Here is a 12,662-nt window from a genome sequence, read left to right as displayed (position 1 = left end):
CACCCCGCTCTCCCCCCCACCCCACCCATGCCCCGTCGGCCCGTGCCGGCGGGGCCCGAAGGACTGCTGCCATGCCGACCCTCCCGCTCACTCCCGCATCCCGCCGGCGCGCCCCGAGGGCCCGTGTTCCCCGGCGGGATGCGGGCCGCGCACACATCGCACCGCTGGACGGCCTGCGCGGTGCCGCCGTCCTGGGCGTACTCCTCTTCCACGCAGGGCTCTTCAGCGGCGGATTCCTCGGAGTCGACCTGTTCTTCGTGCTGTCCGGCTTCCTGATCACCGGGCTCCTCCTGCGGGAGGCCGGTACGACCGGCACCGTCGGCCTCGCCCGTTTCCTCACCCGCCGCGCCCGGCGGCTGCTGCCCGCACTGGCCGCCATGGGGGTCGGCACGCTGCTGCTGACGTGGGCATCCGGCTCGGCCGTCCTGCTGCGTCTCGCCCTCGACGACGCGCCCTGGGCGGCGGCCCAGGCGGCGAACTGGCACTACATCGCCGAACGGATCGGCTACTGGGACGCTTCGGGCACCCGCGTCTTCAGCCACCTGTGGAGCATCGCCGTCGAGTGGCAGTTCTACCTGCTGTGGCCGCTGGTGGTCGCCCTCCTGGCCCGGCTGCGGCGGCCGGAACACTGGACCGCGGCCGTCTCCGCGGCCAGCGCCCTGGCCTCCCTGGCGGCGATGCTCCTGCTGCCGCACGCCGTCGACACCACCCGCCTGTACGAGGGCACCGACACCCGCGCCGCGGCGCTGCTGCTCGGTTCGCTCGCCGCCACCGCCCCCGTCCGCCACGCTCTGGGCCGGCTGCACGGCCGGGCGGCCGACCTGGCCTGCGGGGCACTCGTCTGCGGCTTGGCCGCCTACTGGGCGGTCACCGACGGGGAGCACAGCCCCTCACTGTTCACCGGCGGACTGTTCCTGCACGCACTCGCCGCCGCAGCGCTGATCGCCCTGCTGGCCGGTTCACCCGACGGACACGCCGGGCGGATCCTCGGCGCGGCGCCGCCCCGCCGGCTGGGAGAGCTCTCCTACAGCCTCTACCTGTGGCACTGGCCCCTCTACGTCCTGCTCCCGCCCGAAACCCTCGGCTTCGGCGGATGGCCGCGCGCCGTCGCCCTCATCGGGCTCTCCCTGCTCGCCGCCGCGCTCTCCACGTACCTGCTGGAGAACCCCGTACGGCACCGCGCCTCCTGGACCACCGGGCGGACCGGCGCCCTCGTACTGGCCGCCGCACTCGCCGCCACGGCCGTCCTGTGGACGCTGCTGCCCCGGCCCCCGCTGGGCGCGGGCTCCGTGGACATCTCACAACTCGCCGTCGGTGCACGAGAGGTCGCCGCCGGGCCCGCCCTCCCCGGGCACTGCGCGCCGGCGTGACGCCTCCGGTGCGCACCCGCCAGGCCGGGGGCGGGTATTTTTCAAGGATCAGACGATTTGAGGGAGGGCCCGGGTGCCTGGCAAGCAGCGTGGTGCCGATGCCGGCGAACGGAAGGACGCGGTCGCGGCCATCATCGAGGACTGGAGGCGCGAGCGTCCCGAGCTGGACACCACGCCGCTCGAGGTACTGGCCCGGCTGCACCGTACGTTCGTGCTGTACCAGGCGCAGACCAACCGTCCGGTGAGCGAACACGGACTGTCCTGGGCGGGCTTCGACGTGTTGACGGCGCTGCGCCGGGCCGGGGAGCCCTTCCAGCTCACCGCGGGCGAGCTGGCGGCCAGCGGGCTGATCAGCTCCGCGGGGGTCACGCTGCGGCTGGACCGGCTGGAGAAGGACGGGCTGATCGTGCGCGAGCGCGACAGCGAGGACCGCAGAGTGGTGCACTGCCGGCTCACGCCGGAAGGGCTGAGGGTGATCGACGAGTTGTTCGTCCAGCACCTCGACAAGGAGCGGCACATGCTCGCCGGTCTGACCGCCGAGGAGTGCGGACAGCTGAGCACCCTGCTGCGCAAGCTGGAAGTCTCCCTCGACGCCGCACGCCAGGAGGAGTCCTAGCCTCTCCCCGCCCCCGGCCGGCCCGGCCGTGTCCACTCGGGCCGGCCGGGGGTGCGCCGCGGGTTGCGTCCCGGTCTCAGTTCGCGCCGGCCAGGGCCGCCGCCTGCTTCTCCGCCTCGGCGCGGTAGAGCCGGCGCAGCCGGACCACGCCGAGGTCGTGCTGGTAGAGATTCTCCGCCTGGTCGGCGTCGCGCGGCATGCCCTCCAGCATGACCCGGTCCTGTTCCAGCACCTCCCAGTGCCGCTCCTCGATGAGCGTGCGGTAGAGGAAGCGCCAGGTGTCGCGCTGCCAGCCCTGTACGCGGCGGTAGCGCCAGAAGAAGACGCCGCTGCGCCGCTCGTCGATGGGGCAGATCATGCCGACGATGCCGAACGGGCCGCCGGGTCCCGCCGAGGGCGGGTACGGGATGGACAGGTCGACCCAGTCGACGCCGGTGCGGCACAGCTCCACCCAGTCGAAGTTGACGCCCCGCTGGTCGGTCTTCTCGAAGAAGTAGCCGCGGCCGGTCTCCCGGATACGGAACTTGGCGGTGGTGTCCCCGTCGAACATCGTGTGGGACTCGTGGTGGAGGAAGGCGCCGTGCATCGGGTCCAGCAGGTTCTCCATGCCGTACCGCCAGGGCGTCTCCCACTCCGCGTAGCACAGGAAGGAGTCGCACTCCGGGTCCGTGAGGGGGTCGGGGAGGGTGAGGTCGCAGGGCTCGGGGTGCCGGGGGTCGCCGAAGTAGGCGAGGATCGCGCCGCCGGTCTCCCGTACGGGCAGGCTCCGGACGAGCTGCTTGCCCTCCAGGTTGCAGCCGGGCAGCCCGGGTACCGAGGTGACGGTGCCCTCACCGTCGACCTCGACGCCGTGGTACCAGCAGGCCACGCGGTCGCCGAGGTGTTTGCCCAGGGACAGCGGCGCCCCCCGGTGCGGGCAGCGGTCGGCGAGCATGTGCAGGGTGCCGTCGGAGCGCCGGAAGAGCAGCCATTGTTCGCCGAGCGCTGTCACCTTGCGCAGGGCGCCGGGGGCGACGAAGCGGGAGGGGACGACGGGGTGCCACTGGTTGCGCAGCCCGGTGGCGTAGATGTGGTCGGCGGTCGGGGCCGGGGTGGCGGCGGTGGTCATGGGTCTCACGCTCCCAGGCGGTGCATCTCGTCGCGGAAGGACTGCTCGGTCCAGGGCCTGCCGTCGGGGGCGTGCACCTGGCGGGCGTTGAGGCCGCGCACCACGTCGGCCAGGTCGTGCCCGACCTGGGTGAAGACCTCTTCGAGGGTGGCGGCGAGTTTGTACTCGTACGGGGTGGGCTCGTGGGTGCGGGTCTGGTGCACTTCGAGGTAGCGCTGGGTCATCTCGGCTCCAGGTGCGGCGGTTCGGTCACAGGTCGAGGACGAGACGGTCGGAGGCGCAGCGCGAGACGCAGATCATCATGGTCGCGCCGCTGTCCCGTTCGGTCTCGCTGAGCAGGAAGTCGCGGTGGTCGGGGACGCCTTCGAGTACGCGGGTCTCGCATGTGCCGCAGATGCCGTCGCGGCACGAGCTGGGCACGGGCACACCGGCCGCCTCGACGGCCTCCAGGACGCTGCTGTCGGCGCCGACCACGACGGTGTGCCCGGTGCGGCGCAGCTCCACGGGGAAGGCGGCGTCGTCGCCGGTGCGCTCGACCACCGGAGCCGCGAAGCGCTCGACGTGCAGCCGGCCGGCGGCGCCGAGGGCGGCGCAGCGCTCCTCGGCGGCGGCGAGCAGCGGTTCGGGGCCGCAGCAGTAGACGAGGGCGGACGGGTCCTCGGTGAGGGGGGCGAGGGCGGCATCCAGGTCGATGTGGCCGTACTCGTCCTGCGGATGGAGCCGCACTTCGTGGTCGGGGCCGGCCATGGCGGCGAGTTCGGCGCCGAAGGCCATGGAGTCGCGGCTGCGGCCTCCGTGCACGAACTGCCAGGGTGTGCCGGCCCGTGCGGCTTCCCGGGCCATGGGGAGCAGCGGGGTGATGCCGATGCCGCCCGCGACGAAGACGTAGCGGCCGGCCGGGGCGAGCCGGAAGTGGTTGCGCGGCCCCTGGGCTCGGACGGTGGCGCCGGGGCGCAGGGTGGTGTGCACGTAACGGGAGCCGCCGCGCGAGGCGGGCTCGTCGAGGATTCCGAGGCGGTAGCGGCCGGTGTCCTGCGGGTCGCCGCACAGGGAGTACTGGCGGACATGCCCGCCGATGTGCAGGTCGAGGTGGGCGCCGGGTTCCCAGGCGGGCAGGGGTTTGCCGTCGGGGTGGACCAGTTCGACGGTGAGGACGCCTGCGGCCTCCCAGGTCATGCGGTGGACGAGCAGGTCGAGTCGCGTCTCCTCGGCCGGTTCGGTCGGTGTGTGCACGGCGTCGTCCTCCTCACGGGGCGGTGGTGGGGGCCGGCAGCTTGACCGGCGGGGTGAAGGGGGTCTTCATGGGGCCGAGCGCCCCCAGATCGACCTCGACGAGGGTGGGCCCGTCGGCGGCGACTGCGTCGGCGAGGACGGGGCCGGCTTCCTCCTCCGCGGCGATGCGGGCGTAGGGCAGGCCGCAGGCGCGGGCGAGCAGCGCGAAGTCGGGGGTGGTGAGGTCCACTCCGCTGCGGCGGTCGAAGTAGCGGTCCTGCATGTTGCGCAGCACGCCGTATCCGCCGTCGTTGAGGACGACGAGGGTGAGGCGGGGCCGGGTCTGGGCGAGGGTGAGGAGTTCGCCGAGGTGGACGGCGAGCCCGCCGTCGCCGGCCATGACGACCGTGGGTGCCTGGGGGCGGGCGAGGGCGGCTCCGATGCCCATGCCGAGGCCCTGGCCGATGCCGCCGCCGCGCGGGAAGACGTTGTCGCGGGGGTCGAAGATCTCCAGCAGCCGATTGCCCCAGCTGCTGGAGGCGATGGTCACGTCCCGGGCGATGACGGCTTCGCGTGGCAGCGCGGCGCGCAGGGCGTCGCAGAGGGCGGCTTGCGGGCCGATCGAGACGCGCAGCCGGTCGCGTACTTCCGTGCGGACCGCGTGGAGACGGGCGGCCCAGTTCTCGTCGGCGGCGGTCTGCTCCGGCAGCCGGCCGAGCAGGGCGGCCAGCACGTGGGGGGCGTGTCCGTGCAGTCGGTGGCGGGCGGGGTAGGAGCGGCCGAGCGCGTCGGCGTCGAGGTCGATCTGGATGTGTGCCGCGGGCAGTTCCAGGCTGTAGTCGGCGGTCTCGTTGGACCGGAAGTGGGTGCCGACGCTGAGCAGTACGTCCGCGTCGGCGAGCAGGGCGCGGCCGGCCGGGGTGGTGGCGAAGTTGCCGATCACGCGGGGGTCGTCCTCGGGGATCACGCCGCGTCCGGAGTTGCTGGTCAGCAGTCCGGCGCCGGTGCGCTCCAGCAGGGCGGTCAGCTCGGTGCGGCAGACCGCGGCCCCGCCGCCGGCCCACACCAGGGGGCGCCGGGCCCGGGCCAACAGCCGGGCGGCGGCGTCGAGTTCGCCGTCGTCGGGGGCGGGCGCCGGGTGCGGGGGCCGTACGGTGCCGGGTCCCGCCGTGAGCGCGTCGAGCACGGCCGGGTCCTGTGCGGCGTACTGGAGGTCGATCGGCCACTCCACGCTGGCCGGTCCGGCGGGTGCCGTCAGCGCGGCGGTGGCGGCCTCGCACAGTACGCCGGCCGCCCGTGCGGCGTCGGGCACGGTCGCCGCGTACGAGGAGACCGCGCGCAACATGCCCAGCTGGTCCTTCGTCTCGTGGATGAATCCGCGTCCGCGGCCGAGGTGGGCGCTGTCGATCTGTCCGGTGATGTGCAGGACGGGCGCACCGGCGGAGAGGGCTTCCACGAGTGAGCCGGCGGCGTTGCCGGCGCCCGTGCCGGTGCTGGTGAGGGCGCAGCCGATGCCGCCGCGGGCGCGGCCGTAGGCGTCGGCCGCGCTGACGGCGGTGGCCTCGTGGCGTACGGGGACGAAGCGCAGCTCGCGGTCGACGGCCGCCACCAGGGGCAGGTTGTGGACGCTGACGATGCCGAAGACGGTGTCGATGCCCAGGTGGCATAGGAGGGCGACGAGGAGGTCCCCGCCGTCAGGTGGTGCGGAGGGCTGGTTCATGAAGGGGCTCCTGGGAGGGGGTCGGTCAGGCGACGCCGCGGCCGACTCCGCCGCAGACGTCGATGCCGGTGCCGGTGATGTAGGAGGCGCGGGGCGAGAGCAGGGTGACGATCGCGTAGGCGACCTCCTCGGCGCGGCCGAGCCGGCCCAGCGCGATGCCCCGGTCGGCGGCGAGTTCGGCCTGCCACTCCTCGTACGGCATGCCGGAGCCGGCCGCGGCGTGGCGGCGCGTCCACTGGCCGGTGTCGATGAGTCCGAGGCACACGGAGTTGACGCGGATGCCGTCGCCGGCGAGTTCGGTGGCCAGGGACTTGGAGAGGTTGAGGATGCCGGCGCGGGCGGCGCTGGTGGTGATCAGCCGGGGTTCGGGCTGCTTGGCGAGCACGGCGTTGACGTTGACGACGGCGGCGGCGTCGGAGGCGCGCAGCGGTCCGAGGGCCGCGTGCAGGGGGTTGAGCACCCCGGCGAACTTCAGTTCCAGTTCGTCCCGCCAGTCCTCGGCCGTCGTCTCGGCCAGCCGCTTCATACGGGACTGTCCGGCGTTGTTCACCAGCCCGTCGAGGCCGCCGAAGTGTGCTGCGGCTCGCGTGGTGAACTCCCGTACGGCGTGCGCGTCCCGTACGTCGCACACGCCGGTCAGCAGCTGGTCGGGGCCGGCGTCGAGGCGGGCCGCCGCCCGGGCGAGCCGGTCGGCGTCCCGGCCGCAGGTGGCCACGCGGGCGCCCTCGTCGAGCAGCGCGCGGACCGTGGCCAGGCCGACGCCCGAGCTTCCGCCGGTGACGAGTACGGTGCGGTCGGCGAGGCCGAGGTCCATGGCGTTCTCCGTGGTGGGTGAGGCGGGGATGGTCCGGTGGTCGGGCGGCGGCCCGGAGGGCCGGGGTCAGTGCATGGTGAAGCCGCCGTTGACGGCGATCACCTGTCCGGTGAGGTAGCGGGCCTCCGGGCCGAGCAGGAAGGCGATGAGCCCGGTCAGATCGTCCGGCTGCTGGGGGCGGGAGATCGCCCGCAGCGTGCGGTAGAGCGCGTGCCGTTCGGCCGGTACCCGGTCGGTGGACTCGCCCTCGGTGATGCCGGGGGCGACGGCGTTGACGGTGACGCCCTTGTCACCGACCTCGCGGGCCATCGCCCGGGTGAGGGAGATGACCGCGCCCTTGGAGGCGATGTAGTGGGCCAGCCTCGGCGAGCCGTACAGCGCCGCGTCCGAGGCGAGGTTGACGATGCGCCCGCTGCCGGTGGCCACCAGATGGGGCAGCAGTGCCCGGGCGACGAGCCAGGGGCCGCGGGCGTTGACCGTCATGATGCGGTCCCACTCGGCCACGTCGATCTCGTGGAACTCCTTGCCGCCGACCGCGTCCGCCAGGCCCGCGTTGTTGACGAGCCCGTGCACGGGGCCGAGTGCGGCCACCTGTCCGGCCAGCGCCGCCACCGACTCGGGGTCGGCGACGTCCACCCGGACGAAGTGCGCGTCGGCGCCTTCCGCGCGCAGCGCCCCGGTGGCGGACTCGCCCCGCTCCGGGTCGAGTTCCGCGACGACGACGCGGTGTCCGTCCGCCGCGACCCGGCGGGCCGTGGCCAGTCCGAGGCCACGGCCGGCGCCGGTGACGACGACGGTCCGCCTGCCACTGTCGTGCCTGCTGTGCGCGCTCATCAGTCGCGCGTCACGCCGTGCATGGGCGAGTGCTCGGGGTAGGTCGGCACCTGCGGCTTCTGCGTGCCGATGACGACGCAGAACAGCGCGTCGGTGTCGCCCTCGTTCTTGAGGCTGCGGGCGACGCCGGCCGGGACGACGATCATGTCGCGGTAGCCCAGGGTGCGGTATTCGACCTCGTCCTTGCCGCGGTGGATGCCGACGCGGACCTCGCCCTCCAGGACGAAGAAGGCTTCCTCCACGTCGTGGTGCGTGTGCTCGGGGCCCTCGGCGCCGGGCGGCAGCAGCATGTTGGAGAAGGTGAAGCCGCCGGAGGGCAGTATCCGGTTGTCGCCCTCGTGGTTCCCGGTGGCGCCGGAGCCGACGTAGCGGATCTGTGCGCGGCGGTACTGCTCACCGGCCTTGGTCTGGAAGGCGAGGGTGTCCCAGTCGGGCTCGCGGCTCTCCCGGGTCGCGATGAGGCTGTCGGTGTAGGCGGCCAGGTCGCCGCCGTTGTCGTACGCGGTGGTGGAGAGAGGCATGGTGTGCTCCTTTTCGGTCGTGGGTGGGGTCATTGGGTGCCGGTCGTTGGGTGCCGGTCGTTGGGTGCCGGTCGTCTGTGCCGGTCCTGGTGCCGGTTGTGTGCCGGTAGTGGGTGCCGGCGGTGGTGCCCGTTGGTGCCGGTCGTGGGCCCGCCCCGGAGGGCTGTTCACTCGGGGATGCGGTCGGTGATGCTCAGGTGGGACAGCACCCAGGCGTTGAACGCCTCGGGCTGTTCCTGGTTGGCCAGGTGACCGGCGCCTTTGACGATCACGTAGGCGGACTTGTGGAGGGGGCCGGCGAGGGACTGGCTCGCCTCGACGCCGGTGACCTGGTCCCGGTCCCCGCACAGCACGAGCGCGGGCGCGGTGACGGCGGGGAGGAAGGGGCCGAGGTCGGTGGCGGCCATGGACTCGGCGGCGTAGCCGTAGCCCGGCAGCCGGACGGCATCGGCCATGGTGTCGGTGACGCGCCTGACGAGGGCGGCCGGCGCCTCGGGCGAGACCAGTCGCGGGCCGCGCTTCTCGGCGAAGGCGCGGGGACCGAGTTCGGCGAGCTCGGCAACGCGTGCCCGCATGCCCGCCGCTTTTCGCGGGTCGGTCCCCGAGCCGCGGCTGCTGTCGGCGACGACGAGGCTCGCCACGAGCGCCGGGTGCCGGACGGCGGCCTTGAGCGCGACGACTCCGCCCCAGGAGACGCCGAGGAGGTGCGCCCGGCCGCCCTCCCCGGCATGGCGCCGGATGAGGGCAGCCGCCGTGTCGGCGAAGCCGTCGAGGTCCAGCGGGCCGCGGGGGTCGGCGGACCTGCCGTATCCGGGCGCGTCCCAGGCGAGGAGGCGCACCCGTGCGGAGAGCCCGTCGAGCTGCGGGACGAAGGCGGCGGAGGAGGAGCCGATGCCGTGCAGGCAGACCAGCAGCGGCCCGTCCTGTCCGGCCTGTTCGAGATGCAGCCCGTCGATGTCGTACGCCGTCCCGGCCGTGCCGCTCACAGGATCTGCCCCGTCCGCCCGGCGAGCGCCGCGAGGCTGCGCAGCACCGCGTGGGGCACGACCTGGCTGGTGGCCGGGTTGGCCGGGTCGGGCCGGTGCTCGACCTCGAAACGGTAGGCACCGTGGCTGCCGGACGCCTCGATGAGGTGCCGGGTCCGGGTGGCGGCCGGGTCGGCGACGACGCGTACCGTGACCCGGTCGAGGTCGCCGACGGCGAGGGCGACCGAGGCGGCGACGTTGGTGGACCGGGGGAACTTGGCGGGCACGTCCCGCGCGGTGCCCGTCATCACCTCGACCGGCGCCTCCGCGGTGCGCAACCGGGCCAGCAGCCGCTCGTCCATCCACGGCTGTTCCAGGGTGGAGGGCAGTTTGGTGGTGGTCAGCCGGACCTCGTCGAGGGGCCCCAGCCCCCGCACGGCCTGCAACAGGTCGAGGCCGCCGACGGCTCCGCCGGTGAAGTAGACCCGGCCGGGCCCCGCATCGCGCAGCCGGACGAAGAGGCCGGCGTCCGTCAGCGCGCCGGTCGAGGCGATCAGCAGGTCGGTGCCCGAGCGCAGCACACGCTCGCCCCACTCGCGGACGACGGCCTGGCCCGCCGCCTCCACGATCAGATCGCAGCGCTGCAACGCGTCCTCGAAGCCGAGCTGGGGCGCCGGGCAGTCGCTGCCGAGCACCCGGTTGTCGACCACGCATGCCAGCGCGGCGCCGGGGACGGCTCCTTCCGCGAGGGCCCGGCCGACGACACGGCCGATGGCTCCCCAGCCGACGAGGCCCACCGTGCGGGTGGTACGGGAAGGGGCCTGCGGCGGACCCGCGCAGGTGCGGGAGGCCGCGGGGGCGGCGGGGCGGGTGGTGGCGGTCATGCGGTGGCCTCCTGCGGAGCGGATGCGCGGTTCGCGGCGAGCGGGCCGGGGTCGGGGCGGCCGGCCATGTGGGCGCGGATCTGCGCGGAGGGCGGCCCTGCCGTGCCCCACAGGTCGGAGAGTTCGGGGGTGCGGCGCCAGACGCGGGCGATCCAGGCGTCCTCGACGATCTGGGCGACCTCGGAGGTGTACTCGCACACCAGTCCGGCCGGGTCGGTGAAGTAGGAGAAGGTGTTGTCACCCGGTCCGTGCCGGCCCGGCCCCCACTCGGGGACGATGCCGTGGTGCCGCAGCCGGCCGAGCCCGCGCATGAAGTGGTCGAGCGACGTCATCTCGTACGCGACGTGGTTGAGCGACGCCCACTCCGCCTGGTTGAAGGCGATGCAGTGGTGGTCGGCGTTGCAGCGCAGGAACGCCATCTGGTGCTCCGACCAGTCCGAGACCCGCAGGCCGAGGACGTCGCAGTAGAAGCCGACGAGGGCGTCGATGTCGGCGGTGTTGAGCACGGCGTGGGTGACCCCGACGGGCACCGCGGCGTCCCTGCCGCGCGGTGCGACGGCCTCCGTGTGGGCGCTCAGCTCGATCAGCCGGTGCTCGGGGTCGGTGAACCGCAGCCCGTAGCCGCCGCCCGCCTGCTCCAGCGGTCCGGGACCGGCGACGGGGACGATGCCCCGCAGCAGCAGCCGGCGGGCCGCCTCGTCGATCTCGGCGGGGGTCGCGACGGCGAAGCTGATCCGCCCGAGCCCGTTGCGCTCGGCGGGGCGCAGCGCGAGGGCGTGGTGCTCCTCGCCGGTTCCGCGCAGCCAGACGCCGTCGCGGCCGGACTCGACGGTCTCCAGGCCCCACACTTCGGTGTAGAAGTCGGCGGCCTCGGTGAAGGCGGGGGTGTGCAACTCCACGGAGCGCAGGGCACGCAGCCGTGCGATGGGCTCGTGCGGGGCGGCGTCGTGCGGCATCGTCGTCTCCAACTGTGCGGGCGGGGGCGGTGGTCGGGGGCACGCGGCTCGCGGTGACGGTCCGGTGCGGGGGCGGCGGGACGGTGGGCGGCGCGGTGCCGCGGCCGGCCGTACGGCCCGGTGACGGTGGGGGCTGCGGTCAGCCGGCCCAGGGCAGCGGGTGGTCGTCGGTCGACCAGTAGAGGCTCTTCTGCCGCTGGTAGCCGCGGATGGCCTCGCGGCCCTTCTCCCGGCCCAGCCCGCTGTCCTTCATGCCGCCGAACGGGGTGGAGACGCTGAACTGCTTGTAGGTGTTGATCCACACCGTCCCGGCCTCGATACGCCGCGCCACGCGCCACGCGGTGCGGTGGTCGGCGGTCCAGATGCCGCAGGCGAGGCCGTAGACGCTGTCATTGGCCTGGGCGACCAGATCGTCCTCGTCGTCGAACGGCAGGGCGACGAGTACGGGGCCGAAGATCTCCTCCTGGCACACGGCGGCGGAGTGGGGCAGCCCGTCCAGGACCGTGGGCAGGTAGTAGGCGCCGTCGCGCCAGCGCTCGCCCTCGGGTGCTCGCCCTCCGCACCGCACGCGTGCTCCCTCCGCCCGGGCCCGCTCGACGTGCGCCGCGACGGCGTCCCGGTGCCGGTGGTGGACGAGCGGGGCAACCTGGGTGTCCGGGTCGGTTCCGGGGCCGACGCGCAAATCGCGGGTGCGGGCGACGAGTTCGTCCGTGAACTCCTCGTAGCGCGAGCGCGCCACGAACAGCCGGGAGCCGGCGACGCAGGACTGGCCGCTGGAGGAGAAGATGCCGAACATGACTCCGGCCAGTGCCCGCTCCAGGTCGGCGTCCTCGAAGACGATGGTCGGCGACTTGCCGCCGAGTTCCAGCGAGACGGGCATGACCTTCTCCGCGGCGACGCGCCCGATCCTGCGTCCGGTCGCGGTGCCGCCCGTGAAGGCGACCTTGCCGACGCGCGGGTGGCCGACGATCGCCTCGCCGACGACGCTGCCCGGGCCGGGCAGTACGGAGAGCAGCCCGGCGGGCAGTGCGGCTTCTTCGAGTGCCCGGTGGACCAGTCGGCCCAGGGCGAGGGCGACCAGCGGGGTCCACTCGGCGGGCTTGAGGAGGACGGCGTTGCCCGCGGCCAGCGCCGGGGCGAGCTTCTGGGCGTCGCTGGCCACCGGCGAGTTCCACGGGGTGATGGCGCCGACGACGCCGATCGGTTCGTGCAGGCTCAGCGTGACGTACGGGCCCCGGGAGGGCGTGACGGCGTCCTCGGCGGTCTCCAGTGCCGCGGCGGTGTAGCGAAAGGTGCCGGCCGCGCTGCTGACGAGGGCACCGGTCTCGGTACGGCTCTTGCCGGTGTCGGCGGTCTGGAGATCGGCCAGCCGGTCGGCGTCGTGTTCGATCAACTCGGCGATGCGGTGCAGCAGTCGGGCCCGCAGGTGCGGGCGCAGCTCGCGCCAGACCGGTTCGGCGGCGGCCTCGGCAGCGCGTTCGGCGGCCTCGTGGGTCTCCTCGGCGGAGACGCTGTGGACGGTGGTGAGCGTCCGGCCGGTCGCCGGGTCGACGGTGTCGACGGGTGGTCCGGCGCCGCGCCGCCATTCTCCCGCGATCAGGGCCTCGTCGGCGGGGAGTTCGAGCATCGGGGGACCTCCATGCGGGACGGGGGGGGGGGGGG

At 74.0% G+C, this 12,662-nt stretch carries 13 protein-coding genes; 2 read left to right on the top strand and 11 right to left on the bottom strand.

Annotation, left to right across the window (positions count from 1 at the left end; genetic code table 11):
* Positions 1-71: 71 nt before the first annotated feature.
* Together IO40_RS0124340 and IO40_RS0124335 are read left to right on the top strand one after the other, a co-directional pair.
* Positions 72-1,370, top strand: a complete 1,299-nt coding sequence (locus IO40_RS0124340; protein WP_031176132.1) for an acyltransferase family protein — start codon at positions 72-74, stop codon at positions 1,368-1,370.
* 73 nt (positions 1,371-1,443) lie between these two features.
* A complete protein-coding gene (locus tag IO40_RS0124335) occupies positions 1,444-1,986 on the top strand; it encodes a MarR family winged helix-turn-helix transcriptional regulator (RefSeq protein WP_016471281.1) in 543 nt (180 codons plus the stop codon).
* A gap of 76 nt (positions 1,987-2,062) precedes the next feature.
* Here IO40_RS0124335 and IO40_RS0124330 read toward each other — a convergent pair whose 3' ends face one another.
* From IO40_RS0124330 to IO40_RS0124280, 11 genes are all read right to left on the bottom strand, one after another.
* On the bottom strand, positions 2,063-3,094 hold the full coding sequence (locus IO40_RS0124330) for an aromatic ring-hydroxylating oxygenase subunit alpha (RefSeq protein ID WP_016471280.1): 1,032 nt from the start codon (positions 3,092-3,094) through the stop codon (positions 2,063-2,065).
* A gap of 5 nt (positions 3,095-3,099) precedes the next feature.
* Positions 3,100-3,318, bottom strand: a complete 219-nt coding sequence (locus tag IO40_RS0124325) for a recombinase-like helix-turn-helix domain-containing protein (RefSeq protein ID WP_016471279.1) — start codon at positions 3,316-3,318, stop codon at positions 3,100-3,102.
* Positions 3,319-3,343: 25 nt separating this feature from the next.
* Positions 3,344-4,270 (bottom strand): PDR/VanB family oxidoreductase, encoded by a 927-nt coding sequence (locus IO40_RS0124320; protein WP_041968582.1) that lies wholly within the window; start codon positions 4,268-4,270, stop codon positions 3,344-3,346.
* A gap of 70 nt (positions 4,271-4,340) precedes the next feature.
* On the bottom strand, positions 4,341-6,026 hold the full coding sequence (locus IO40_RS0124315) for a thiamine pyrophosphate-binding protein (RefSeq protein ID WP_031176130.1): 1,686 nt from the start codon (positions 6,024-6,026) through the stop codon (positions 4,341-4,343).
* Positions 6,027-6,051: 25 nt separating this feature from the next.
* Positions 6,052-6,840, bottom strand: coding sequence for an SDR family oxidoreductase (locus tag IO40_RS0124310; RefSeq protein WP_031176129.1), 789 nt, complete (start codon positions 6,838-6,840; stop codon positions 6,052-6,054).
* A 66-nt stretch (positions 6,841-6,906) separates the two neighbouring features.
* A complete protein-coding gene (locus tag IO40_RS0124305; protein WP_030405555.1) occupies positions 6,907-7,674 on the bottom strand; it encodes a 3-oxoacyl-ACP reductase family protein in 768 nt (255 codons plus the stop codon).
* The gene (locus tag IO40_RS0124300) at positions 7,674-8,195 is read right to left on the bottom strand and encodes a cupin domain-containing protein (protein ID WP_016471274.1); all 522 of its coding nucleotides are present in this window, start codon (positions 8,193-8,195) and stop codon (positions 7,674-7,676) included. Before IO40_RS0124300 ends, IO40_RS0124305 begins: the two co-directional genes overlap by 1 nt.
* 167 nt (positions 8,196-8,362) lie before the next feature.
* The gene (locus IO40_RS0124295; protein ID WP_016471273.1) at positions 8,363-9,181 is read right to left on the bottom strand and encodes an alpha/beta fold hydrolase; all 819 of its coding nucleotides are present in this window, start codon (positions 9,179-9,181) and stop codon (positions 8,363-8,365) included.
* Positions 9,178-10,044 (bottom strand): aspartate dehydrogenase domain-containing protein, encoded by an 867-nt coding sequence (locus IO40_RS0124290; protein ID WP_016471272.1) that lies wholly within the window; start codon positions 10,042-10,044, stop codon positions 9,178-9,180. Before IO40_RS0124290 ends, IO40_RS0124295 begins: the two co-directional genes overlap by 4 nt.
* The gene (locus tag IO40_RS0124285) at positions 10,041-11,000 is read right to left on the bottom strand and encodes a VOC family protein (protein WP_016471271.1); all 960 of its coding nucleotides are present in this window, start codon (positions 10,998-11,000) and stop codon (positions 10,041-10,043) included. Before IO40_RS0124285 ends, IO40_RS0124290 begins: the two co-directional genes overlap by 4 nt.
* 139 nt (positions 11,001-11,139) lie before the next feature.
* On the bottom strand, positions 11,140-12,627 hold the full coding sequence (locus tag IO40_RS0124280; protein ID WP_016471270.1) for an aldehyde dehydrogenase: 1,488 nt from the start codon (positions 12,625-12,627) through the stop codon (positions 11,140-11,142).
* Positions 12,628-12,662 lie beyond the last annotated feature (35 nt).

The sequence above is a fragment of the Streptomyces albus subsp. albus genome, from assembly GCF_000725885.1.
Taxonomy (GTDB): Bacteria; Actinomycetota; Actinomycetes; order Streptomycetales; family Streptomycetaceae; genus Streptomyces; species Streptomyces albus.
Note: the sequence above shows the minus strand (reverse complement) of the source record. Positions and strands in the feature narration are given on the sequence as shown.

Excerpts from the sequence above, each read along its gene's own strand:
- IO40_RS0124340 (WP_031176132.1), top strand. The coding sequence starts at position 72 with ATGCCGACCCTCCCGCTCACTCCCGCATCCCGCCGGCGCGCCCCGAGG.
- IO40_RS0124330 (WP_016471280.1), bottom strand. The coding sequence starts at position 3,094 with ATGACCACCGCCGCCACCCCGGCCCCGACCGCCGACCACATCTACGCC.
- IO40_RS0124325 (WP_016471279.1), bottom strand. The coding sequence starts at position 3,318 with ATGACCCAGCGCTACCTCGAAGTGCACCAGACCCGCACCCACGAGCCC.
- IO40_RS0124320 (WP_041968582.1), bottom strand. The coding sequence starts at position 4,270 with ATGACCTGGGAGGCCGCAGGCGTCCTCACCGTCGAACTGGTCCACCCC.
- IO40_RS0124315 (WP_031176130.1), bottom strand. The coding sequence starts at position 6,026 with ATGAACCAGCCCTCCGCACCACCTGACGGCGGGGACCTCCTCGTCGCC.
- IO40_RS0124310 (WP_031176129.1), bottom strand. The coding sequence starts at position 6,840 with ATGGACCTCGGCCTCGCCGACCGCACCGTACTCGTCACCGGCGGAAGC.
- IO40_RS0124305 (WP_030405555.1), bottom strand. The coding sequence starts at position 7,674 with ATGAGCGCGCACAGCAGGCACGACAGTGGCAGGCGGACCGTCGTCGTC.
- IO40_RS0124300 (WP_016471274.1), bottom strand. The coding sequence starts at position 8,195 with ATGCCTCTCTCCACCACCGCGTACGACAACGGCGGCGACCTGGCCGCC.
- IO40_RS0124290 (WP_016471272.1), bottom strand. The coding sequence starts at position 10,044 with ATGACCGCCACCACCCGCCCCGCCGCCCCCGCGGCCTCCCGCACCTGC.
- IO40_RS0124285 (WP_016471271.1), bottom strand. The coding sequence starts at position 11,000 with ATGCCGCACGACGCCGCCCCGCACGAGCCCATCGCACGGCTGCGTGCC.
- IO40_RS0124280 (WP_016471270.1), bottom strand. The coding sequence starts at position 12,627 with ATGCTCGAACTCCCCGCCGACGAGGCCCTGATCGCGGGAGAATGGCGG.